The 22,694-nt window shown below is 39.1% G+C and carries 25 protein-coding genes; 6 read left to right on the forward strand and 19 right to left on the reverse strand.

The genetic code is table 11. The annotated features are described in order from the left end of the window. Positions 1–28 precede the first annotated feature (28 nt). Genes ACXM0J_RS15400 through ppx form a run of 5 tightly spaced genes read right to left on the reverse strand, consistent with a single transcriptional unit; the run spans position 29 to position 5,128 of the window. The gene (locus tag ACXM0J_RS15400; RefSeq protein WP_000501183.1) at positions 29–598 is read right to left on the reverse strand and encodes a YggT family protein; all 570 of its coding nucleotides are present in this window, start codon (positions 596–598) and stop codon (positions 29–31) included. A 21-nt stretch (positions 599–619) separates the two neighbouring features. Then, positions 620–1,456 carry a pyrroline-5-carboxylate reductase gene (gene proC, locus ACXM0J_RS15405; RefSeq protein ID WP_005804294.1) on the reverse strand — a complete coding sequence of 279 codons (837 nt, stop codon included), beginning with the start codon at positions 1,454–1,456 and terminating at the stop codon, positions 620–622. Further along, complete coding sequence (tilS, locus tag ACXM0J_RS15410) at positions 1,431–2,711, reverse strand: tRNA lysidine(34) synthetase TilS (protein WP_235823119.1); 1,281 nt, start codon at positions 2,709–2,711, stop codon at positions 1,431–1,433. The genes proC and tilS overlap by 26 nt, the downstream gene beginning before the upstream one ends. Before the next feature lie 56 nt (positions 2,712–2,767). Next, the gene (locus ACXM0J_RS15415; RefSeq protein WP_005066304.1) at positions 2,768–3,589 is read right to left on the reverse strand and encodes an acetyl-CoA carboxylase carboxyltransferase subunit alpha; all 822 of its coding nucleotides are present in this window, start codon (positions 3,587–3,589) and stop codon (positions 2,768–2,770) included. Between the two features lie 18 nt (positions 3,590–3,607). Continuing rightward, a complete protein-coding gene (gene ppx / locus ACXM0J_RS15420) occupies positions 3,608–5,128 on the reverse strand; it encodes an exopolyphosphatase (protein ID WP_014208409.1) in 1,521 nt (506 codons plus the stop codon). Positions 5,129–5,403: 275 nt separating this feature from the next. On the opposite strand from ppx, the gene trxA reads away from it, so the two are divergent. Beyond that, positions 5,404–5,730, forward strand: a complete 327-nt coding sequence (gene trxA, locus ACXM0J_RS15425; RefSeq protein ID WP_002054512.1) for a thioredoxin — start codon at positions 5,404–5,406, stop codon at positions 5,728–5,730. 322 nt (positions 5,731–6,052) lie between these two features. Beyond that, positions 6,053–7,321 (forward strand): transcription termination factor Rho, encoded by a 1,269-nt coding sequence (gene rho, locus ACXM0J_RS15430; RefSeq protein WP_002117304.1) that lies wholly within the window; start codon positions 6,053–6,055, stop codon positions 7,319–7,321. A gap of 190 nt (positions 7,322–7,511) precedes the next feature. On the opposite strand, the gene ACXM0J_RS15435 is transcribed toward rho, so the two are convergent. Then, positions 7,512–7,637, reverse strand: coding sequence for a hypothetical protein (locus tag ACXM0J_RS15435; RefSeq protein WP_086264984.1), 126 nt, complete (start codon positions 7,635–7,637; stop codon positions 7,512–7,514). Between the two features lie 94 nt (positions 7,638–7,731). Between ACXM0J_RS15435 and ACXM0J_RS15440 the strand changes: the two genes are divergently transcribed. After that, a complete protein-coding gene (locus ACXM0J_RS15440) occupies positions 7,732–7,971 on the forward strand; it encodes a hypothetical protein (RefSeq protein ID WP_086264983.1) in 240 nt (79 codons plus the stop codon). A gap of 141 nt (positions 7,972–8,112) precedes the next feature. On the opposite strand, the gene ACXM0J_RS15445 is transcribed toward ACXM0J_RS15440, so the two are convergent. From ACXM0J_RS15445 to pheS, 3 genes are read right to left on the reverse strand one after another with little or no spacing between them, the layout of a single operon-like run. Further along, positions 8,113–8,409, reverse strand: coding sequence for an integration host factor subunit alpha (locus tag ACXM0J_RS15445; RefSeq protein ID WP_000126166.1), 297 nt, complete (start codon positions 8,407–8,409; stop codon positions 8,113–8,115). After that, positions 8,406–10,787, reverse strand: a complete 2,382-nt coding sequence (gene pheT, locus ACXM0J_RS15450; RefSeq protein ID WP_086264982.1) for a phenylalanine--tRNA ligase subunit beta — start codon at positions 10,785–10,787, stop codon at positions 8,406–8,408. Before pheT ends, ACXM0J_RS15445 begins: the two co-directional genes overlap by 4 nt. 32 nt (positions 10,788–10,819) lie before the next feature. Beyond that, complete coding sequence (gene pheS, locus ACXM0J_RS15455) at positions 10,820–11,800, reverse strand: phenylalanine--tRNA ligase subunit alpha (protein ID WP_086264981.1); 981 nt, start codon at positions 11,798–11,800, stop codon at positions 10,820–10,822. 158 nt (positions 11,801–11,958) lie between these two features. Between pheS and ACXM0J_RS15460 the strand changes: the two genes are divergently transcribed. Beyond that, positions 11,959–12,951, forward strand: a complete 993-nt coding sequence (locus ACXM0J_RS15460) for a hypothetical protein (protein WP_086264980.1) — start codon at positions 11,959–11,961, stop codon at positions 12,949–12,951. A gap of 3 nt (positions 12,952–12,954) precedes the next feature. On the opposite strand, the gene ACXM0J_RS15465 is transcribed toward ACXM0J_RS15460, so the two are convergent. From ACXM0J_RS15465 to ACXM0J_RS15485, 5 genes are all read right to left on the reverse strand, one after another. Further along, complete coding sequence (locus ACXM0J_RS15465) at positions 12,955–13,458, reverse strand: GNAT family N-acetyltransferase (RefSeq protein WP_086264979.1); 504 nt, start codon at positions 13,456–13,458, stop codon at positions 12,955–12,957. Positions 13,459–13,515: 57 nt separating this feature from the next. Continuing rightward, on the reverse strand, positions 13,516–14,094 hold the full coding sequence (locus ACXM0J_RS15470) for an NADAR family protein (protein ID WP_086264978.1): 579 nt from the start codon (positions 14,092–14,094) through the stop codon (positions 13,516–13,518). Between the two features lie 77 nt (positions 14,095–14,171). Further along, positions 14,172–14,531 carry a 50S ribosomal protein L20 gene (rplT, locus tag ACXM0J_RS15475; protein WP_000124858.1) on the reverse strand — a complete coding sequence of 120 codons (360 nt, stop codon included), beginning with the start codon at positions 14,529–14,531 and terminating at the stop codon, positions 14,172–14,174. 11 nt (positions 14,532–14,542) lie between these two features. Further along, positions 14,543–14,737, reverse strand: a complete 195-nt coding sequence (rpmI, locus tag ACXM0J_RS15480) for a 50S ribosomal protein L35 (protein ID WP_002054552.1) — start codon at positions 14,735–14,737, stop codon at positions 14,543–14,545. After that, positions 14,725–14,937 carry a hypothetical protein gene (locus ACXM0J_RS15485; RefSeq protein WP_032062463.1) on the reverse strand — a complete coding sequence of 71 codons (213 nt, stop codon included), beginning with the start codon at positions 14,935–14,937 and terminating at the stop codon, positions 14,725–14,727. The genes rpmI and ACXM0J_RS15485 overlap by 13 nt, the downstream gene beginning before the upstream one ends. Positions 14,938–14,975: 38 nt before the next feature. Between ACXM0J_RS15485 and nreB the strand changes: the two genes are divergently transcribed. After that, the gene (gene nreB / locus ACXM0J_RS15490; RefSeq protein ID WP_086264977.1) at positions 14,976–16,226 is read left to right on the forward strand and encodes a nickel resistance MFS transporter NreB; all 1,251 of its coding nucleotides are present in this window, start codon (positions 14,976–14,978) and stop codon (positions 16,224–16,226) included. 40 nt (positions 16,227–16,266) lie between these two features. Here the strand turns inward: nreB and ACXM0J_RS15495 are convergent, their stop codons facing one another. From ACXM0J_RS15495 to thrS, 4 genes are all read right to left on the reverse strand, one after another. Beyond that, entirely contained in the window at positions 16,267–16,695 is a 429-nt protein-coding gene (locus ACXM0J_RS15495) for a YqaA family protein (protein ID WP_086264976.1), read from the reverse strand. A 56-nt stretch (positions 16,696–16,751) separates the two neighbouring features. Then, positions 16,752–17,372 (reverse strand): glutathione S-transferase N-terminal domain-containing protein, encoded by a 621-nt coding sequence (locus ACXM0J_RS15500; protein ID WP_033849283.1) that lies wholly within the window; start codon positions 17,370–17,372, stop codon positions 16,752–16,754. Positions 17,373–17,599: 227 nt separating this feature from the next. Beyond that, a complete protein-coding gene (gene infC / locus ACXM0J_RS15505) occupies positions 17,600–18,151 on the reverse strand; it encodes a translation initiation factor IF-3 (protein ID WP_075383312.1) in 552 nt (183 codons plus the stop codon). A 5-nt stretch (positions 18,152–18,156) separates the two neighbouring features. Further along, a complete protein-coding gene (gene thrS / locus ACXM0J_RS15510; protein WP_002117224.1) occupies positions 18,157–20,079 on the reverse strand; it encodes a threonine--tRNA ligase in 1,923 nt (640 codons plus the stop codon). A 394-nt stretch (positions 20,080–20,473) separates the two neighbouring features. On the opposite strand from thrS, the gene ACXM0J_RS15515 reads away from it, so the two are divergent. Then, positions 20,474–22,111, forward strand: a complete 1,638-nt coding sequence (locus ACXM0J_RS15515; RefSeq protein WP_086264975.1) for an acyl-CoA synthetase — start codon at positions 20,474–20,476, stop codon at positions 22,109–22,111. A 44-nt stretch (positions 22,112–22,155) separates the two neighbouring features. Here ACXM0J_RS15515 and yjgA read toward each other — a convergent pair whose 3' ends face one another. Continuing rightward, entirely contained in the window at positions 22,156–22,692 is a 537-nt protein-coding gene (gene yjgA, locus ACXM0J_RS15520) for a ribosome biogenesis factor YjgA (RefSeq protein ID WP_086264974.1), read from the reverse strand. Positions 22,693–22,694 lie beyond the last annotated feature (2 nt).

Here is a 22,694-nt window from a genome sequence, read left to right on the forward strand (position 1 = left end):
ATTAACAGCCCTTTTTTATTGCGTTAACTTAAAGTCCTGTTAAAAGAACTTTTGCAACTTCATTCATTAAGATCTCGGCAATATAAAGCGCTAAAAAGGCCAAAATTGGAGATAAGTCAATCATTCCCATATTAGGCAACAAACGACGGAATGGCGCGAGTAATGGTTCAGCTAAATCTTGAATCACTTCAATATAAGGTGAACGAGATTGAGTGAACATAACCACCCAACTCAAAATAATTGTCGCGAAAATTAAATAACGGCAGAAACGAATTAGGTCCTGAATCATCGTCACAAATGTCAGAATCACTAAGTGAACTGGGCTATTTGGCATAGAACCGGAAAGATACATCACGCCAAAAATTTTCAGCAAATATAAAATAATTAAAAGAACCAACGCAGCCAAATTAAATCGGCCTTTTGCGACCGTCGGAAAAATTCGGCCAAAAATATCAACAATTTTAGTCGCCTTTACGGTCGATAAAACCACAGGATTATAAGGACTTACTGCCGCCAATTGCATTAAAAAACGGAAAAAGACCAATAAAATCGCGACATTAATTAAAATTCCAAAAATTAGCGCAGAATTTGCACCCATAGTTGTCTTATCCTATTTAAGCTATTTCGCACTGTCACTCAATTCTTGAGCCAATTCTTGACTACGCTTCTGTGCAGCAGCCAATGCAGATTGAATATTTTGGGAGATTTGTGCACGGTCAAAAACTTCAAGTGCAGCTTGAGTTGTGCCATTTGGCGATGTCACATTCTTACGAAGTTCAGAAGGAGTATTTGAACTCGTAATTGCCATTTGAGCTGCACCTAATGCCGTTTGAAGAGTCAACGCAGTTGCAACTTTTTCATCAAGTCCTAAATTTTTACCCGCACGGATCATACTTTCCATGAGATAGAAGAAATATGCAGGACCTGAGCCAGAAACCGCTGTTACCGCATCAATTTGAGCTTCGGAGTTTACCCAAATTGTTAAGCCTGTGGCTGCTAAAATCTGACTTGTTAATTCACGATCCGAAGTACCTACTACATCATTTGCATAGATACCATGCGCACCCGTCTGAACTAGAGCTGGCGTATTTGGCATAACTCGAACAATTCGATTGCTATCAATTAAGTTTGATATCGTTTGGATTTCAGCACCAGCAATAATTGAAATAACCAATTTATCTGATAACAGTCCTTTTAAAGGACGTAAAACAGTCGCCAAAACTTGTGGTTTTACTGCCAGTACAACGACATCAGCATTTTTAATTGCAGCTACATTATCTTGTGTCACATGGACTTCTTTTTCTTGCAATAATTGACGTATTTGCTCAACAGGATCTGAAACGGTAATACGTGTTGGTGGTAAACCTCTTGAAATGAGCCCGCCAATCAAAGCTTGGGCCATATTACCACCACCAATAAAACAGATATTACTATTTACTGCACTTGTCATAACCATCTTCGCCATTTACCAGATTACAAGAATAAGAAATTAAATCTGGTTGCCATCCTCCTTGCTCACAATACGGAGACTGAGCCAACCAAAATCCTTTCGGTGTAAAAACCCCAAGCATAACATTATCTATGACTAATATTTGAATTGTATGACGAAGCCAAGGCAAAATATGTGCTTCTTGAATTGCTTTTTTTAATGGCCATTGCCCAACACGACCATATAAATGGACCTTTTCACCACCTTGGCGTCGAATTATTTTTAATTTTTTATTTAATAAGGATGCAGACAAACCCATATTTTTTTGAGTAACTTGAAAATTTCCTGAAGCGCAATCCATTATTTCCCCTAGTTGAAAATAATGCTCCATCTCGGTTTCAACTGGGTTTAATTTTTCAGCAAGAAAAACTTGTCGGCTTAATCTATAAAGATAATGTTGATAACGGACATAGTAAAACTGATTCCAGTGTAATGCCGCTTGTGCATCAGACTTCGAATCAATTACTTCATTTTTTAACCGCTCAACCATTTCAAAGGCGGGCCGATATTGCCCATCACCTTTCATCCAAACCGAAAGCAATTGACGCTGTCGAGCAGAAGATAGTTTTAATAGCTGAGTTAAATCCAAACATTCATCCGTACCACAATTTTGCAAATCAACTTTTAAAACTTCTTCTAAAATTTCAGAAGCATCTTGCATCAAATAACTGGTACGACTAAGTGCTTGCTGCATTTTTGGAAATCGGTTTTGTAAGAAGGGCCAAAGTTCTTCACGCGACCATGCCCGATCATAATGGATATCGTAATTTGTAGGATCATCTACATACTCAATTTCAAGTTGAGTAGTCCACTCGGCAATCTGCTCACGGGTTAAATCCAAAAAAGGGCGCCAAATTGTCATATCAACACGATGATCAATAGACTGCATAGCAGCAAGCCCATCAACACCTGCACCCGACAATAAACGCAATATTACCGTTTCAGCCTGATCTTGCTGATGATGAGCGAGCACTAAAATTTCATTGGCTTGCAAATGTTGTAGATAAGCTTGGTAACGCGCCTGACGTGCTTGAGCTTCCAAATTACCGTTAGTAACTTGAACTTTTTGAATGATATAAGGAATATTTAAACGAGTCGCTTGTTTAGCAACGAGTTTCCCCCATCCCGCACTTTTTGATTGCAGTTGATGATCTATGTAAATTACTCGGATCTTTTGAGGGAAAATTTGAGACATCAAATGTAGTAGCAGCATTGAATCCATGCCGCCACTACATCCAATAAGAAAAGTACTATTTTCTGAAAACTCTTGAGCCTGTTTTAAGACGCGATGCCTAAATTTTCGCTGCCAAACTTCATTAAACGTTGATAACGTGCTTCGCATCGTTCATTTGCATCCATTGGTAGCAACTCATCCAAAGCTTGCTTCAAAACTACTTTTAGGTTTTGCATGACTTGCTCAGGGTCTAAATGAGCCCCTTCGCCTTCATCTACTACATATTCAACAATACCTAGAGATTGTAATTTATCTGCTGTCAAACCTAAAGCTTCACTTGCTTGAGCCGCTTTTTCAGCAGTTTTCCACAAAATAGATGCACAGCCTTCTGGTGAAATCACAGAATAAATACTATGCGACAACATAATTACTCGGTCAGCAACACCAATACCTAAAGCACCACCAGAACCGCCTTCACCGAGTACTGTTGCAACAACAGGAACTTTCAAACTTGAAAGTTGAGCAAGGCTAGTTGCAATTGCTTCAGCTTGTCCACGCTCTTCAGCACCAACACCTGGATAAGCACCCATAGTATCAATAAATGTGAAGACCGGAAGGTTAAAGCGCTCAGCCATATCTAATAGGCGTTGAGATTTACGGTAACCTTCTGGGTTAGCCATACCGAAGTTGTGCTTTAATTTTTCACGGGTACTACGACCACGGTGTTGGCCAATAACCATTACAGGCTGACCATCAAAACGAGCAAGACCACCTACCATCGCACCATCGTCACCAAACAAACGATCACCATGCAAGGCATCAAACTCTGTAAAGATTTCACCGACATAATCTAGAAACTGCGGACGATCAGGATGACGTGCAATTTGAACCGTTGTCCATGCTTTGGACTGAGTAGCTTTTTTCATAGGTCGAATATTATCCCTTTAATCGATAAATTTTTCCGACTGAATATTCAATTCAATGTCCCAATGCTTAAACTGCTCTTGCTCATCATGCAAGTCGGCAACTAACAATGGCCATTGTTTGGCATCACCAGAAACACTAAGTTGCCATTGTTGATCATTTATGATGGTCAGTTCAATGGCAGGAAGCATCTGATCACTTCGACTATGGTTGAGTAAAACTGCTAGGCGAAGTAATAAACATAGATAAAGTAATTTATTACCACCAGCCTTCAAAATTTCATTTTTTACATCATTTCGCAATTTACGACGGTGGTGAGCAACCAAATGTGAAAGGTGATTTTGATCAATTTGTGAGAAACCCGGAATATCAGAATGCTGCAATAAATAAGCACCATGACGGTGATAACCACCATGACTAATTGCTAAACCAATTTCATGCAAATAAGCAGCTCGACGCAGTAAGTCACTGTCTTCACTCGTTAAATTAAGGGACTCTGCAACACCATCAAATAATTGTTGTGCTGTATTTACAACTCGTTCTGCCTGTTTAGGATCGGCGTTATAACGCCCCATTAAAGCCTGTACACTTCGATCACGGATATCTTCATGTTTAAAACGACCTAACAGGTCATACATGACTCCTTCACGTAATGCACCATCAGAATATGCCAAACGATCAATTTCTAAAACTTCGAAAACTGCGTACAAAATTGCCAATCCGGCTGGCAAAACTGCTCGTCGATCTTCTCTTAACCCTTCAAAATCAATTTCAGAAATATTTTTAAACTTAAGTAATTTATCTTTGAGTTTATATAAGCCTTCTCGAGTAACGTTTTCTTGTTCATCGCTCAAGCCCATATTCACCATAATTTGACGGCAAGCTTTAATAGTTCCACTAGAACCAACGACAGTATCCCAACCTTCCATTTTATATGTTGTTGCAATAGCTGAAAGTTCTTTACGGGCAGCAACTACTGCTTTATCAAAGGCTTTTTGTGTGATTTCACCATCAGCAAAGTAGGCTTTTGTATAAGCCACACATCCCATTTGCAATGACTCAGTGTAAATAGGTTCAAACTCTTCACCAATAATGAACTCAGTAGAACCACCACCAATATCTACAACCAAACGTCGACCACCATTTGCCATGGTATGCGATACGCCAAGATAAATCAGACGCGCTTCTTCTCGCCCAGCAATAATTTCAATGGGTTTAGGCAAAATTTCTGCTGCTTTTTGAATAAATTCATGACCATTTTTTGCCTGACGCAAAGCATTGGTCGCCACAATTCGTAAGCGATTCGGTTGAACAGAACTTAATCTTCCCACAAAACGAGCCAAGCAGGCTAAGCCTCGTTGCTGAGCGGCTTCTGTTAGGTTTTTATTTTCATCTAAACCAGCTGCGAGCTGTACTTTTTCTGACATCGAAGCAACTTTTTTAACTTCGCCATGATCTACCCGTGCAATTGCAAGGTGAAAACTGTTCGACCCCATATCTATGGCGGCAAGTAATTCTTCATCAATCAGAAAATCAGACATTATTGAACTAAACCCATAACAATTCACGCCTAGAGTAATTCACAAGAATGCAATTGAAAAGCCATTTTCATCAACAATTAGCTGTCATTTAGATTTTTCTATTTATAAATTGATTGTACAAGTCGATGATGGATATCGTGAGCATCCATTAGACAAATTTAGTTAAGCCTTGAATAATAGCATCAAACCCTTACATTGAACTAAGTAGCTATGTAATACTGATAGAGATAATTTCTCCTGTAATAGCACTTTTTTCTAAAAATTGGAGCCGTACCATGTCTGCGACTATTGTAAATACAACTGATGATAACTTCCAAGCAGATGTTTTAGATGCTGAAACCCCTGTACTTGTTGACTTCTGGGCAGGATGGTGTGCACCTTGTAAAGCGATCGCACCTGTTCTTGAAGACCTATCAAGTGAATATGCTGGTAAAGTAAAAATTGTTAAAGTTGATGTGACTTCTTGCGAAGATACAGCAGTGAAATACAACATCCGTAACATTCCTGCTTTACTACTTTTCAAAAATGGTGAAGTTGTAGCTCAACAAATTGGTGCTGTACCTCGCTCTAAACTTGTTAGCTTTATTGATGAAAATGTTTAAGTCAAAATGCTAAAAAAGAAAATACGCTATACTTTTTTATAGCGTATTTTTTTCGCCTATAAATTGACAAATTAGCTAGGCTGGCTTATATTGCATGCTCAAGAGGCACTGAAGGGAATCATCTTCGTCTGGCTTCTTACAAGACACAAACATAAAGATCGCCACTCGGCAACAGAAATTGTTTTTTCACATTTCTCTTCGAAACAATTAATCAGACTTCTGAATTGTTATTGTGTAAATACAATTGCGATAATCTTTTTTGTATGCGAGCGATTTTTCTCCTTTTTAAACCACACTCTACTCTTTCCTAATTCTGACCCTTATGAATTTAACTGAACTCAAGAAAAAACCAATCGGCGAACTAATTAAAATTGCTGAATTTATGGGCCTGGAAGGTATGGCTCGTAACAGAAAGCAAGATATTATCTTTGCCATTTTGAAACGCCATGCAATGAATGGCGAAGAAATTTTTGGTGATGGCGTTCTCGAAATTCTCTCTGATGGTTTTGGTTTTTTGCGTTCTGCCGCAGGTTCGTATTTAGCAGGTCCGGATGATATTTATGTGAGTCCTTCACAGATCCGACGCTTTAACTTGCGTACAGGTGATACCATCACAGGTACTATTCGCCCTCCAAAAGAAGGTGAGCGTTATTTTGCGTTGCTCAAAGTTAACCAGATTAACTACGACACGCCAGAAAATTCTCGTAATAAAATTTTATTTGAAAACTTAACTCCACTTTTCCCGACCGAACAATTGGTTATGGAATTAGGTAATGGTACGACAGAAGACTTAACTGCTCGTGTCGTTGATTTAGTTGCGCCAATTGGTAAAGGCCAACGTTCTATTATTGTTGCACCGCCGAAAGCGGGTAAAACAATGTTACTTCAAAATATTGCTCAATCGATTGTTAGAAACAATCCAGAAGTATTCTTGATTGTTCTACTCATTGACGAACGTCCAGAAGAAGTAACTGAAATGGAGCGTACTGTTCGCGGTGAAGTTATTGCCTCAACATTTGATGAAGCACCAGCTCGCCATGTACAAGTTGCAGAAATGGTAATTGAAAAAGCAAAACGTCTTGTTGAACATAAAAAAGATGTTGTGATTCTTCTTGACTCTATTACTCGTCTTGCACGTGCTTATAACACAGTAATCCCATCATCAGGCAAAGTGTTAACTGGTGGTGTAGATGCTCATGCATTAGAGCGCCCTAAACGTTTCTTCGGTGCTGCACGTAACATCGAAGAAGGCGGCTCACTTACGATCATCTCTACTGCTTTGATTGAAACAGGCAGTAAAATGGATGATGTAATTTATGAAGAGTTCAAAGGTACAGGTAACCAAGAGATTACGCTTGATCGCCGTATTGCTGAAAAACGAGTCTTCCCTGCTATGAATATCAAAAAATCTGGCACACGTCGTGAAGAGCGTTTAATGGATGAAGATAAATTACGTAAAGTATGGATCCTCCGTAAGCTACTTCACCCTATGGATGAATTGGCAGCAATGGAATTCTTACTTGACCGTATGAAAGAAACCAAAACAAACGATGATTTCTTTGATCAAATGAAACGCAAAGCTTCAACTTAAGTAATTAAGCCTTCAAAAAAGCCACTCTTTTGAGTGGCTTTTTATTTGGTTGACAAGCTTTACACAAAAATACATTTTGCTTATTTTTATGTAAAATTATTTATAAGCTTTTGATAATAAATATTTTTACATAAAAAAGCTTAGTTTTTTTAGTAGCTTACCTCTACCTTTTCCAATATACACGAGCCGATTAATTGTTTTTTTCTGTTAAAAAACAGTCTGTTTTTCTCTTTTTCACACGTTTTTTTGATAGACGACAGTAGTATTTCAGCATTTGCAGTGATAGCATAGCGGCAGACCAGTTAGACTGCTCCATGCGTTGTTACCTAGCTACGTTTTAGGAATAATAAAAGCAAAACAGTCCAACTTAGGTTTTTTTAATCTCAAATCTTTTTTGTGAGAGTGATGCCATGTTATTCAAAAAATTCGCTGTTGCTGCTGCTGTTGCTGCTACTTTAGCTTTCGTTGGTTGTTCTAAGAAAGAAGAAGCTCCTGCTGCTGCTTCTGAAGCTGTAGCTGCTGCTTCTGAAGCTACTGCTGCTGCTTCTGAAGCTGCTGTAGCTGTTGATGCTGCTGCTTCTGACGTTGCTGCTGCTGCTTCTGACGTTGCTGCTGCTGCTTCTGACGTTGCTGCTTCTGCTGCACACTAATCTATAATTTAGATTAGATAAAAAAAGAGGACATTTTGTCCTCTTTTTTTATGTTTAAAGTTTGATTTTCTAAGATTAAGCGACCCTATATTGATGCCCAATAAAATTATGTAAAGCTATCTTAAATATAAAAAAAGCAGATCAATCGATCTGCTCATTTCCAACGCGTTGTCTAAACTTCTGACCCGCTCTGAACGTAACTACACGGCGCGCAGAAATTGGAATTTCCTCACCTGTCTTAGGGTTACGTCCTGGACGTTCGCGTTTATCTCTTAACTCGAAATTACCAAAACCAGAAAGCTTAACCTGCTCCCCTGCAATAAGCGCTTGGCTAATCTCGTCGAAGAACAACTCGACCATTTGTTTTGCTTCACGGCGATTTAAGCTGGTTAACTCACTTAAATGATCAGCCATGTCTGCTTTAGTTAATGCTGTCATGAGGCCCTCAATGTCGCTTGATAAGTGTTTTCCAACACTTGGATTATATTGTCCATACCAGATTTAATTTCAGCATCTTCAAGCGTACGTGAAGGATGTTGCCATAATAATGCAAACGCCAATGAGCGCTTACCTTCTTCGACACCCTGCCCCGTATACACATCGAATAACCATGTAGAGTCTAAAAGCTCTCCACCAGTTTTTTCGATTAACTGCTGAATATCTCTAACATTTATATTATCAGAGATTAAAAGCGCAATATCACGTCTAATCGAAGGAAAACGTGATAATTCTGTAAAATTAGATACATAAGATTGCAAAACGGCTGTTTGATCAAGCTCAGCAACCCACGTTGTTGTTAAATCAAGCTCGTTTTCTAAAGATGGATGCAGACGGCCTAAGTAACCAATTGATTGTCCATCAACTAAAATTTCAGCAGACTGCCCCGGATGCAACCATGCACGCTCAGAACGTACATATTCAACTTTGACACGACCAGCAGCCAAAATCTCTTCTATCTCTCCTTTGAAGTCAAAGAAATCCATTGGTTGAGGCTTCACATGCCAAGATTCTGGTTGTTGCGAGCCAACTGCCACTAGAGCTAAAGTCGGAATCTGTTTTAGATCTTCAATACTTTTAGCATTTTGATAATCAAAACGAAGTCCTAATTCAAAGAAACGAACACGACTTTGTTGACGGTTGAGATTATATTGTACGCAAGGGATTAAACTTGAAAGTAGAGTACTACGCATTGCAGCCAAATCACTTGAAATTGGATTGGCTAGCATTAACGGATTTACTTGCGGGTTCAATTGCTTTTCAAGTTTTGCATCAGCAAAACTAAAACTAATTGCTTCTTGATAGCCTAAAGTCACGATAGTTTGGCGTAACTCTGCAATTTCAAAACGGTCTTGATATTTAGCTAATTGAACATCCATGCTTGGTAAGCTAATTTGGATATTGTCATAACCATCAATACGTGCCACTTCTTCAATTAAGTCTTGATAAATAGCCATGTCATAGCGATGTGATGGAGGTACTACACTCCATTCACCTTCAGCTTTAACAGTTACTTCACATCCTAGTCGAGTTAAAGCATCTGCAATGAAATCAGCCGTCACTTGATATCCCAACAATTGGTCTACCTGAGCTTGTTTCAGTTCAATTGCTTCACGTTTTGGTAAAATTTCAGTTTTTTCAGCAACAGTAATTGGACCAAATTCACCACCTGCCAACTCTTGAATAAGCTGCGAAGCACGGTTCATCGCAATTAACGGCAATTCAAAATCTACACCACGTTCATAACGCTGTGAAGAATCGGTATGCAAGCCAAAACGACGAGCACGTCCAGCAATCGCAAGTGGCGCGAAGAAAGCACTTTCTAGGAAAATATCAGTTGTATCATCAGTTACGCTTGATGCTAGACCACCCATAATTCCAGCAATTGCCAAAGCTTTCTGGTCATCAGCAATCACCATAATATCTTCTTGAAATTCAACCTCTTGATCATTAAGGAGTTGTAATTTTTCTTGTGGCTTAGCTTGACGCACATGTATAGTCCCTTCGATTTTAGCTAAATCGAAAGCATGCATTGGCTGACCCAATTCCATGAGGACATAGTTCGTCACATCAACCAAAATACTGTGCGTGCGAATTCCTGAACGTGCTAAAGCCTGCTCCATCCACTCAGGAGTAGCAGCTTTTACATTAACGTTTTTAATTACACGCCCTAAGTAGCGTGGCGCACCTTCAGTGCTGATCACTACTTTCTTCTCATCAGCAATTGTCGCATCAACTGATTTGATTTCAGGTTCATTCATTTGCAGTTGGTTAATTACTGCAATCTCACGTGCGATACCACGGATACTGAAACAATCACCACGGTTTGGTGTAATACTGATATCGATGACGTTATCATCAAGTTTTAAGTATTCACGGATGTTTACTCCTACTGGAGCATCAGCTGGTAGTTCGAGCAAACCATCGATCTTATCTTCAAGATCAATTTCAGAAGCACCACAAAGCATGCCTTGTGACTCAACTCCACGAAGTTTACCTTTTTTGATTTTAAAATCACCCGGTAATACAGCACCAATAGTTGCCACAGGCGCTTTCATTCCAGCGCGGACATTTGGTGCCCCACAAACAATTTGTAAAGGCTCACCCGAACCAATATTAACTGTTGTTACACGCAGACGGTCTGCATCAGGGTGTTGCTCAACTGTTAAAACTTCGCCGACCACAACGCCAGTAAATGGCTTAGCAACAGGTGCAAGTTCGTCAACTTCAAGCCCAAGCATAGTTAACTGATCAGACAATGTCTCACTATCAATTGCTGGGTTAACCCATGTGCGTAGCCAATTTTCGCTAATCTTCATCTTTATAAACCTTTTTTAATCCTGAAAAATTGTTAGGCAAATTGGCGTAAGAAACGCACATCATTTTGATAGAACATACGCAAATCATTAATGCCATAACGCAACATTGCAAAACGCTCTACCCCTAAACCAAAAGCAAAGCCTTTGTATTTATCAGGATCAATACCCGCAGCACTTAATACATTTGGATGTACCATGCCACAGCCTAATACTTCTAACCAACGTCCACACTCATCCATGATATCCACTTCTGCACTAGGCTCTGTAAATGGGAAATATGATGGGCGGAAACGTACTTTTAAATCTTTCTCAAAAAATTCATTCAGTAGGTTAATCAATAAACCTTTTAATTCAGCAAAGCTGGTGTTCTCAGCAACGTATAAACCTTCGATCTGATGGAACATTGGCGAATGCGTTTGATCCGAATCACAACGGTAAACACGGCCAGGACATACGATACGAATTGGCGGCTCACTCGTCTCCATTGTACGAATCTGTACCCCAGAGGTATGTGTACGTAGCAAGTGAGTTGCATCAAAGTAGAAAGTATCGTGCATAGCACGTGCTGGATGATGACCAGGAATATTTAATGCTTCGAAATTGTGATAGTCATCTTCAACTTCTGGACCGGTTGCAACTGTAAAACCAGCTTTAGTAAAGAACTGGCAAATTCGCTCTTGTACCTGAGTAACAGGGTGGACTGTACCAATACGTTGACCACGGCCCGGCAATGTAATATCAATCGTTTCACTTGCTAGCTTTTGTGCAAGTGCTGCCTGTTGTAGTGCCGCTTGACGTTCTGTTAATGCAGTATTAATTGTTTCTCGAACAGCATGAATCGCAGCACCTTGTACTTTACGTTCTTCAGGGTCCATTTTCCCTAATGCTTTCGATTGTTCTGCAAGCTGGCTTTTTTTCCCTGTAAATTGCACACGCACCTGATCAAGTGCAACAAGGTCTTGAGCTGCTGCAATGGCAGCAAGCGCTTCTGTGGTCAGGGCTTCCAGTGACATATTAACTCTCAAAGCAACAAATTTAAAAAATATAATAAAACACTGCATTCTAACAGTTTTTCATCGAATTGATGAAGTTTATCCATCATGAAAAATGTATTAGGCAACAAAAAGACAAAACGTATAAGATAATAGCATCGTCAATGAGATCAACTATTATGGCGCTTAATGAGATTTGGAAACAACAACTTACGCTTGTGACATATGGTAATGAATACCTCCGTCAGAATTTAAGCTTTAACCAATGGCGACAACATCATATTTTCGACCATCATAGTTTTCAGTTTCGTGACTTAAATTCTCAGCATTTATTGGCTCAACACTTCCAAGTTTGGCTAGAAGCATTAAAAAAACAAGGCACCACAAAGCTTAGCTTACATTTATCAAGCCTTCTCAATGAAGAGCAAAATCCGAATAGCAATGTCGAGCTCTTACCTTATACTCATTTTATTGTGAGTCATCAAAACGATAAGAAGTTTGCATGGATTTTTGGCCATGAGCTTGCCGAATGGTATAACAATGATAACGAATTCGAAGCCCCTGCCTCACAAACCTGTGAGCTTCGTTTAGAAACTTTCTGGCGTTTTGAACTCAATGAAAAATTATCAAAAAAAATTGAAGTTGATTTAAAAAATCCGCCATGGCAAGAAATAGCCGATTTTATGGATAGTGAATTATTCCAGAGTAAGTACGCAGCAGGCTTTGAGGAACCAGAATTTCAAAAAGCTGTTTTTGATGGTACAAATATTAAAAGCTTAGAGCCAAAACTTGCATTAATTCCAGAGAATTATCCCGCAGATTATGCTCATCAACTTTTATCTCGTACACAAGCATTAGCCAATTATTTAGAACAAAAGAAACGCCTTGCAAATGATCCTTTAGGAGAAGAACTAGATCAAGAACAGCTCATCAACCTAAGAAACTTTACACAAAAAACTGATGATTTGTTCGCCAAGCTTATTGTGAAAGTTGCCAACCATTATCAGACAGCTCAGATGGTGCCTGTAGTTAAACCTTCTCCATTTGAACAATCAAATGAAAATCCGCAGCATCTCAAGTCTCACCACCATAAAGGCAATGGTTTAGGCGTTATTAAGCTGATTGTTTTGACAATTATTATTTGTGCTTTGGCTTATTATTTTGGTCTTTAAAGATTAGAGTTCCCATTGATAAAGTAACTCTGTTATTTCGGGGCCGAACTCAGGTAGTTCGGTTTCCCCAATTAATTTAGCTCCCATTTTTTCGTAGAAGAAACGACTTGGATTTTTATTAAAGACTTCTAAGCGAATAAAACTGTATCCTTGATTTAAAGCACATTGGTAGAACTTTTGAAATAACTCACGTCCAATGCTTTGCTTTTGAACTTCTTTTAAAAGATAAAAAGCCATAATTTCAGCAATATTATTGTCTGGATTTAAATAACCATCGAGAAAGCCTTTCACGAACCCATTTTCAGTATAGACAAATAACTTATGATCAGGGCTTTGGGCTATTTCTTTCCATAATTGTTCTTTATCTAGTACTTTAAGCTCATCTAATATTTCTTGCTTAATTATACCTGTATAGGTTTCTTTCCAGCCCTGTACATGTACTTCTGCAATAGATAATGCATCCTTAAGTGATGCTATACGAATATCCATGTCATTTAATGATTTCAATTCACTTCCCTCACACCACTATTTTTAAAGTGAAGTATTGATTGGTCTCACACCAACCTACTCAGGTAAAAGTAGCTCTCGAACATGCATTAAAGCAAAACCCAACAAATTTAGTCCTTGCCATAGAGATGGATCTTGAATATGTGGATGATCTTGTGCCATACCAATTCCCCAAATTTTATCGACTGGAGATGCTTCAACCAAAATACGATCTTTCGTTGCTAATAAGAATTTTTTCAATTCCGAATGCTGAGAGAATTTAGCAGAGTTTGCTCGCACCACGATGTCAAAACGCTTTTCTTGCCATACCTGTTCATCATAATTACGCACTTTACGACCTAGCTGTTTCGCTTCATTAGGATGTTTAACTTGCAAAATTCGTGCAAAAATTTCTTCATCATTAAATAATTTTGCTTTCTGCGCCATCATATAGTGTTCAGCAGTAAAGTATTTAATACCCTCTACTTCAAATTGCGCAGGAAACCACTGACTAAAACAACTCTTATCAACAACATCAGCTTTCTTAGGAATATGCCCCCAGAAATATAAATATTTGACCTGATGACCTTGCTGTACTTTTTGAATTAAATTATTTAGAAATTTTTCGTCTTTCGTCTTTCGTCTTTTATCTCTGATTGTTATCTCTTTTTAAAATAGAACCACTAAAAATAAAAAAGACCGCTAAAAAGCGGTCTTTCTTTGAATCTCTAAGCTTATGCAGCTAATGCACCTTTAGCTTTTTCAGCTAAAGCAGCAAATGCTACTGCATCATGCATAGCGATGTCAGCTAATACGCGACGGTCGATGATCACTTGAGCTTTTTTCAAGCCATCGATCATACGGCTGTAAGACAAACCGTTTTGACGAGCACCAGCATTGATACGCGCAATCCATAGAGCACGGAATTGACGTTTCTTTTGACGGCGGTCACGGTAAGCGTATTGACCAGCTTTGATTACCGCTTGGAACGCTACGCGGTAAACGCGTGAACGAGCACCGTAGTAACCTTTAGCGCGAGCAAGAATTTTTTTGTGACGACGATGAGCCACTACACCACGTTTTACACGAGCCATTTATAATCTCCTTAGATGTATGGGCACATACGACGAACTGAATTCATGTCAGAAACATGAACCATTACACAGCCGCGTAATTGACGGATACGTTTAGCAGATTTTTTGGTCAAAATGTGGCGCTTGAATGCTTGTTTGCGCTTAAAACCGTTTGCAGTCGCTTTGAAGCGTTTAGCTGCACCACGGCGAGTTTTTAACTTAGCCATAGTAACCTCTTTTGGGCACCTGTTCGGCACGATCGCACCATTGCAAAATCGACCTGCAGGTAAGGAAGCGCGTATTTTATAGTATGCTGACTAAAATTAAAACTATTAGTTACTGTTTTTATGATGCAAAGAAAGACTTTTTCGCCTTCCACGGTGTTAGCAATATCAATAATAAATAAAGCACCTGCGCTTTTTTCCATTTATAATACGATCAAATTATCAACATACGATATTCCTAATGCAGAAACATGATGCATTTGCTGCCTTACGCTACAGAGATTTCTCAATTGTTACGATTAATCAATTTTGCTTAACTTTAGCAATTCTGATTCAAGAAATTATTGTTGCTTACTCACTCTATCAAATCACCAAAGATCCTCTGACTCTAGGTTTAATAGGACTTGCAGAAGCCATTCCTTTTATTGCTCTTTCTCTTTGGGGTGGCTATTTTGCAGATAGGTTTAATAAACAGATTATTATGAAAATCTGTTTATTTTTCTCGGTTCCTCTTCCTTTAGTACTATGGTCGCTGTTCCATCTGCATGGTTTAGGTCATATCAGCGTAAATTTCCTTTCTTGGGGTATTTATGCTGTTATTTTTGGCTTAGGTACTATACGTGGGTTTTATAATCCCTCTGCAACGTCTTTAAAACCATTTTTGATTCCTCGTGAACTGTATGCAAATGGTGCAACATGGACGACAATCGGTTGGCAAAGTGGTGTAATTATGGGGCCAATGCTTGGTGGTTTCATGCTTGCCTATTTAGGCCGAGAAACAAGCTTATTTAGTGTTGCGGTTTTACTTGCTATTTGTTTTATCTTAATTAACCTATTGCATAAGCGTACTTTCCCTAAAATTGAAACTGCTAATGTTTTAGAAAGTTTAGGAGATGGTTTCCGTTTTATCTGGAAAACTAAAATTGTTCTTTGGGCAATTTCTCTTGATTTAGCTTCTGTTTTATTTGGTGGAGTCATCGCATTATTACCAATTTTTGCAGAAGATATCTTAAAAGTCGGCCCAGAAGGACTGGGATATTTACGTGCGGCACCCTCTATTGGAGCGCTCTTCACTATGATTGCTTTGACTCGCTTCCCGCCAACTCAACATGCATGGCGTAACATGCTACTTGCTGTTGCAGGATTTGGTGTTTTCACGATTCTTTTCGCGTTCTCAAATAACATGTGGTTATCACTATTTGCGTTGGCTATGACAGGTGCTTGTGACAGCATTTCAGTTGTGGTTAGACAAACCATTTTGCAAATTTTTCCGCCAGAAAATATGCGTGGACGCGTTGCTGCCGTAAACGGGATGTTCGTCTCATCAAGTAATGAGCTTGGTGCATTTGAGTCAGGGTTGGCAGCTAAATATTTAGGAACGATTGCAGCGACCATTTTTGGTGGTTGTATGACACTTGCAGTAGTCACCTTCTGTTGGCTAAAAACCAATGATCTCTTTAAAGTCGATATTACTAAAAGCTCAGAAGACTAATTAAATCGTTTTAATAGAAGCATCTTCGGATGCTTTTATCTTAAATAAAATCTGTAATCATCCAATAAATAAAAATATAGCGTCCTGCTTTAGCAATCAAAACTATAATTAAAAAGCGCCAAAAATTTTCTTTGAATAAGCCCGCAACTAAAGTAAGTGGGTCACCAATCACAGGTGTCCAACTTAGAAGCAGCGAATAAAACCCATACTTATGATAAAAACGCTGAGCTTGTTCTAAGCGTTTTTCAGAAACTGGGAACCACTTTTTGTGTTTAAACTTCTCTATTTTTAAACCAAGCCACCAGTTCACACACGAGCCCAGTACATTTCCAAAAGTGGCAATAGAAATGAGAAGAAAAGCTGAGTGTTCTTTTTTTAATAATAAGGTAGCGAGCACAGCTTCTGATTGTAACGGTAATAATGTGGCCGCCCCAAAAGCACTTAAAAAAAGCAAAAAGTAACTCAGCATAACTCATCAAACCAAATGACTTTTTGCTTTAAACATTTATTAAATCCACGCAAAAATCAAGCTACTTTAATAGACAATGCTTTTTGAATCGCAGGACGTGCCGTTAAGCGAACAATGTATTCTTGGACATAAGGGTAATCCTCTAATTGGATACCCTGCCATTCATAGCGCAAGATCCAAGGTAAAATTGCCATATCAGCAATCGAGTATTCACCTGCAACAAATTTCTGACCAATGAGCTGTTTATTCAAAACGCCATATAAACGTTTAGTCTCATTTACATAGCGGTCTATAGCGTATGGAATTTTTTCTGGTGCAAAGCGGTTAAAATGATGATTCTGCCCAAGCATAGGTCCTAGCCCACCCATTTGCCACATGAGCCATTGTTCAACTTCAACTCGCTCTTGCTCATCTGCTGGATAAAATAATCCAGTTTTCCGACCTAAATATTGCAAAATAGCGCCTGATTCAAATATTGAAATTGGCTCACCACGTGGTCCATCTTGGTCAACAATTGCCGGAATTTTATTATTTGGAGAAATTCTCAGAAAGTCTGGTTGAAATTGATCATTTTCTAAAATATTGATGGGGTAAAGAGTATAATCCAGTCCCATTTCTTCTAAGGCAATTGTGATTTTATGTCCATTGGGAGTTCCCCAATAATAGAGATCAATCATTCTATTTCCTATTCATCGTTATCATGACTGCATCTTGCGTTATAGCATGTTTTAAGAGAAACGATGAGGTTTCCAACACTAAAAAATACATAAAATTCAAGAATTGAATTTCTTTTAAAAGATATCGCAATTGTCTTAAAGAAAACTGAACAAAGAAAATTTAATCATCTTTTTTATTATGATGAGGATATAAAAAAGCACTGCTTTTGCAGTGCTTTTTTTGAGTATTACTTTTTCTTTTTTGGTCCAAGTAACATACCCATTTGACGGCCTTCCATTTTAGGTGCTTGTTCCACAACCCCAAACTCAGCGACATCTGCTTCAATTTTTTGTAATTGAGCTAAGCCAAGTTGTTGGTGAGCCATTTCACGACCACGGAAACGTAAAGTGATTTTCACTTTGTTTCCTTCTTCAAGGAATTTCAAAATAGCACGAAGCTTAACTTGATAATCACCAACATCAGTTGCAGGGCGCAGTTTGATTTCCTTCACTTGCACTTGATGCTGTTTTTTCTTCGCATCTTTTTGCTTCTGCTTAAGGTCAAACAAGTGCTTGTTGTAATCCATAATTTTACAAACAGGCGGCTCGGCGTTTGCAACGATCTCAACTAGGTCAAGATCTGCCTCTTCAGCAGCGCGCAGTGCTTCATTTAATGAAACAATTCCTTTTTGCTCACCGTCAGCGCCAACGAGGCGTACTTCTTTTGCACGGATCTCGTCGTTAATTGCTGGACGGTTGCTTTTTGCACCTTGTTGTTGGTTACGGTCAGGCTGTTTAATCTTTCTTACTCCACAATATACCGGCCACGTTCGGCGACGGCAGACTTCACTAAGTCAATGAATGCATCTACTGACATAGTACCTAAATTTTTTCCTGAGCGGGTACGCACATTCACTGTACCTTCTTCAACTTCTCGATCACCAAGAACTAATAGGTAAGGAATACGCTCTAGAGTACGCTCACGAATCTTAAATCCGATTTTTTCATTTCTCAAGTCAGAAATAGCACGAAGGCCATTTTCTTTGAGTTTTGCTACGACTTTCTCACAAGCTTCAGCTTGAGAGTCGGTAATATTCATGACACATGCTTGTAACGGCGACAACCAAGGTGGCATGAAACCAGCGTAGTGTTCAATTAGTATACCAATAAAACGCTCAAAACTGCCAAGAATTGCACGATGCAACATCACAGGCTGATCACGATCATTGTCTTCAGTCACATAAGACGCATCTAAACGTTCTGGTAAGTTGAAGTCACACTGAATAGTACCACACTGCCATACACGACCGAGACAGTCTTTCAATGAGAATTCAATTTTCGGACCATAGAACGCGCCTTCACCAGGTTGTAATTCCCATTCCAGACCCGCTGCATCTAAAGCATCTGCTAAAGATTTTTCAGCCATATCCCAAAGTGCATCATCACCGACACGTTTTTCTGGACGTGTAGAAAGTTTCATTTGCACTTCTTCAAAGCCAAAATCTTTATAAACTTCTAAAGTCAGCTTAATAAAATCTGCAACTTCTTGACCGATCTGTTCTTTAGTACAGAAAATATGTGCGTCATCTTGTGTAAAGCCACGTACACGCATAATGCCGTGTAAAGAACCTGATGGTTCGTTACGATGACAAGAACCAAACTCTGCTAAACGAATCGGTAGATCACGGTAAGACTTCAAACCTTGGTTGAAAACTTGCACGTGACATGGGCAGTTCATTGGCTTAACGGCATAATTACGATTTTCAGAATGAGTCGTAAACATGTTGTCAGCGTAGTTCGCCGCATGACCTGATTTTTCCCACAATGTAAAGTCTACAATTTGCGGTGTTTTAATCTCAAGGTAACCGTTGTCTTGCTGAACTTTACGCATGTATTGTTCAAGAACTTGGTAAATCGTCCAACCGTTTGGATGCCAGAACACCATACCTGGTGCTTCTTCTTGCATATGGAACAAGTCTAAAGCTTTACCAATTTTACGATGGTCGCGCTTTTCAGCCTCTTCAATACGCTTAATGTACGCAGCAAGCTGTTTCTTATCTGCCCATGCCGTACCATAAATACGTTGAAGCTGTTCATTCTTCGCATCACCTCGCCAGTATGCACCAGAGATTTTAGTGAGCTTGAATGATTTTAAGAATTTGGTATTCGGTACGTGTGGACCACGACACATATCCAAATAATCTTGATGGTAGTACAAGCCCATTTGTGTTTCTTCAGGCATGTCTGCAATCAAGCGTAATTTATATTCTTCGCCACGCGCAGTAAATTCAGCAATAACTTCATCACGTGGTGTCATTTTTTTAACGACATCGTAATCTTGATCGATGAGCTTTTTCATACGCTCTTCGATAGCTGCCATATCATCCAAGGTAAAAGGACGTGGCATCCAGATGTCGTAGTAAAAACCTTCTTCAATGACTGGACCAATCACCATCTTGGCTTCTGGGAAAAGCTGTTTAACAGCATGCCCTACAAGGTGTGCACAAGAATGGCGAATAATTTCAAGACCTTCTTCATCTTTTGGAGTGATAATTTGTAAGGTCGAATCTTCGGTAATTAAGTCACATGCATCAACTAAGCGATCATTTACACGGCCAGCAACAGTATTTTTTGCTAGACCAGGCCCGATACTTTGGGCAACTTCCATAACAGATACAGCGTGATCAAAACTCTTTTGATCGCCATTTGGCAATGTGATAATTGGCATAAAAAAATCCTTAAGGAGTGATGCCCTATACGAAGGAGCATTTCACCGCGAGATTATGATCGAGGCGAACCTCAAAATATAAAAACGGTGTAAATCAAAGTTAAAAAAACCTGAAAGATTTTACACTTGTTCAAGCAATGTGAAAACCTTTGGGTCCATAAAATCATAAATACATTTTGTTTATCGCGTAAACAGCAATAAATGACTTAAAAAATATGTTGAGATAATTTTTAAACATGTTTAACACAAGTGGTTTAAGATGAAGAAAATAGCATTTCTGCTCATTTTTTGACTGGATGGTATCGTTCTTTAAGACTAAAGCATAAATGCTTTGATTAATATTAAATCATATGTTCAAAGAATGAATTAAAAATAGAACACGGAGTTGTTTCACATGGTTAGTGCTTATGATGAGTTACCACGCACACCCGCAAACTTTGTTGCGTTATCACCTCTACGCTACCTAGAGCGTGCGGCTTATATTTACCCGAATCAAGCTTCGATTATTCATGGTAAACGCCAAATTTCATGGAAAGAAACTTATCAGCGCTGCTGTCAATTTGCATCTCAGCTCAAGCAACTGGGAATTGAGAAAAATGATACGGTATCTGTCTTATTGCCAAATATTCCAGCCATGATTGAAGCGCATTTTGCAGTTCCTATGGCTGGTGCGGTACTTAATACTCTCAATACACGTTTAGATGCAAAAACAATCGCTTTCATGCTGGAACATGCTGAAAGTAAAGTATTGTTGGTTGACCCTGAATTTGTGAATTTAGCAAGAGAGGCCCTCTCACTTATTCCGAATCAACACATTATTGTGATTGATGTAGCTGATACAGAATATAAAGGCGAAAATCAGTTTTTAGGTTCTTTTGAATATGAAGAGTGGATCGCTCAAGGCGATATTAACTTCTCTTGGCATTTACCAGAAGATGAATGGGATGCGATTAGCTTAAATTACACATCTGGCACTACAGGCAATCCCAAAGGCGTGGTCTATCATCATCGCGGGGCTTATCTTAATGCTGCAAGCAATATCTTGGCTTGTGGAATGAAACCGCGTGCTGTGTATTTATGGACACTACCCCTCTTTCATTGTAATGGCTGGTGTTTTGCATGGAGCATAGCAGCAAGTGGTGGAACCAATATTTGTTTACGCAAAGTTGATCCAGAATTAGTCATGCAATTGATTGCAGCCCATAAAGTTGATTATTTCTGTGGTGCGCCTATTGTTCTTTCAATGATTCTTGACTTACCTAAAGAAAAACAAACGAACTTTGATCACCATGTTGAAGTCATGGTTGCTGGGGCAGCTCCACCTGTTGCCATTATTGAAGGGATGCGAAACATGGGGATTAACGTAAACCATGTATATGGCTTAACAGAAACTTATGGGCCTTCTGCACTATGCGCTTCTCAATCTGGATGGAATGAGCTATCAATTGCTGAACAAGCCCAACTTCATTCCCGTCAAGGCGTACCCTACCCATTACAAGACAGCATGCGTGTATTAGATCCCGAGACTATGGAACCTGTGCCTAATGATGGTCAAACCATGGGAGAAATCATGTTCCGTGGCAATATTGTCATGAAAGGCTATTTAAGGAACCCTAAAGCCACTCAAGAAGCCTTTGCTGGCGGATGGTTTCACACGGGCGACTTAGCCGTTTGTCACCCAGATGGTTATGCAAAAATTACTGATCGTTCGAAAGACATCATTATTTCAGGTGGAGAAAACATTTCATCTTTAGAAGTAGAGGATGTTTTGTATAAACACCCTGCTGTATTAACCGCTGCGGTAGTCGCTAAACCCGATGCACGTTGGCAAGAAGTACCATGCGCGTTTATTGAATTAAAGATGGGTACTACAGCAACACCTGAAGAAATTATTGCACACTGCCAAAAAGAATTAGCGCGCTTTAAAGTGCCTAAAGATGTGGTTATTACAGAAATTCCGAAAACATCGACAGGTAAATTACAGAAATTTATATTGCGTGAATGGGCAAAAGAACGGGCTGAAAATGTATAAATAAAAAAGCGACGCCTTGAGCGTCGCTTTTTATGGAAGAGCATTTAGCCTTGATCAGACAATAAAGCAATTTGCTGTACATAGTTTACAAATTTACCTTTTGATGCCTCAAGCTCTGCCTCACTCACTTGTTGATTCTTATCACGGTTGATTCTCAACACATGCTGACGCAAGGTGTGACGCTCCGATGCATTATAAATTTTACTAAATTCATTAATTGCAGGGTCGCCTTGTTCGATCATACGATCAACCCAACGCATCAATTGAGCCTGCTTTTTTGCGCCTTGCTGCGGAGTTAAATAAGACAAAATAACGGTCTCATCTTCATTACGCAATAATTTACCAATACGTTGAAACTGACGACGACGAGCTTCAAAAGAACTAATGTTCTGTACTTCCATTAACGCATCAATTAAACGTTCATCAACTGGGAGTTTTTGAATCTGTTTAACAGAAAGTTGTGCTAATTGCTCACCTAAAGCAGCCATACGTTGAACTGCTTTTTTCTGTTCTGTTTTACTTGCACGTCCTTCTAAAGAGCCAAAATCTTCTTCAGTATAACGTTGGGGACGACGTGCCACGA

The organism is Acinetobacter sp. GRABPA_MV_2 (assembly GCF_056725885.1).

Coding starts and splice junctions, on each gene's coding strand:
- ppx (WP_014208409.1), bottom strand. CDS start 5,128: ATGTCTGATTTTCTGATTGATGAAGAATTACTTGCCGCCATAGATATG.
- ACXM0J_RS15460 (WP_086264980.1), top strand. CDS start 11,959: ATGGCGCTTAATGAGATTTGGAAACAACAACTTACGCTTGTGACATAT.
- rplT (WP_000124858.1), bottom strand. CDS start 14,531: ATGGCTCGTGTAAAACGTGGTGTAGTGGCTCATCGTCGTCACAAAAAA.
- ACXM0J_RS15400 (WP_000501183.1), bottom strand. CDS start 598: ATGGGTGCAAATTCTGCGCTAATTTTTGGAATTTTAATTAATGTCGCG.
- thrS (WP_002117224.1), bottom strand. CDS start 20,079: ATGCCAATTATCACATTGCCAAATGGCGATCAAAAGAGTTTTGATCAC.
- ACXM0J_RS15500 (WP_033849283.1), bottom strand. CDS start 17,372: ATGATTGATCTCTATTATTGGGGAACTCCCAATGGACATAAAATCACA.
- nreB (WP_086264977.1), top strand. CDS start 14,976: ATGCAGAAACATGATGCATTTGCTGCCTTACGCTACAGAGATTTCTCA.
- ACXM0J_RS15440 (WP_086264983.1), top strand. CDS start 7,732: ATGTTATTCAAAAAATTCGCTGTTGCTGCTGCTGTTGCTGCTACTTTA.
- tilS (WP_235823119.1), bottom strand. CDS start 2,711: ATGGATTCAATGCTGCTACTACATTTGATGTCTCAAATTTTCCCTCAA.
- ACXM0J_RS15435 (WP_086264984.1), bottom strand. CDS start 7,637: ATGGAGCAGTCTAACTGGTCTGCCGCTATGCTATCACTGCAAATGCTG.
- rpmI (WP_002054552.1), bottom strand. CDS start 14,737: ATGGCTAAGTTAAAAACTCGCCGTGGTGCAGCTAAACGCTTCAAAGCG.
- trxA (WP_002054512.1), top strand. CDS start 5,404: ATGTCTGCGACTATTGTAAATACAACTGATGATAACTTCCAAGCAGAT.
- ACXM0J_RS15495 (WP_086264976.1), bottom strand. CDS start 16,695: ATGCTGAGTTACTTTTTGCTTTTTTTAAGTGCTTTTGGGGCGGCCACA.
- proC (WP_005804294.1), bottom strand. CDS start 1,456: ATGGTTATGACAAGTGCAGTAAATAGTAATATCTGTTTTATTGGTGGT.
- ACXM0J_RS15515 (WP_086264975.1), top strand. CDS start 20,474: ATGGTTAGTGCTTATGATGAGTTACCACGCACACCCGCAAACTTTGTT.
- ACXM0J_RS15415 (WP_005066304.1), bottom strand. CDS start 3,589: ATGAAAAAAGCTACTCAGTCCAAAGCATGGACAACGGTTCAAATTGCA.
- ACXM0J_RS15445 (WP_000126166.1), bottom strand. CDS start 8,409: ATGACAGCATTAACTAAAGCAGACATGGCTGATCATTTAAGTGAGTTA.
- pheS (WP_086264981.1), bottom strand. CDS start 11,800: ATGTCACTGGAAGCCCTGACCACAGAAGCGCTTGCTGCCATTGCAGCA.
- pheT (WP_086264982.1), bottom strand. CDS start 10,787: ATGAAGATTAGCGAAAATTGGCTACGCACATGGGTTAACCCAGCAATT.
- rho (WP_002117304.1), top strand. CDS start 6,053: ATGAATTTAACTGAACTCAAGAAAAAACCAATCGGCGAACTAATTAAA.
- ACXM0J_RS15485 (WP_032062463.1), bottom strand. CDS start 14,937: ATGGAAAAAAGCGCAGGTGCTTTATTTATTATTGATATTGCTAACACC.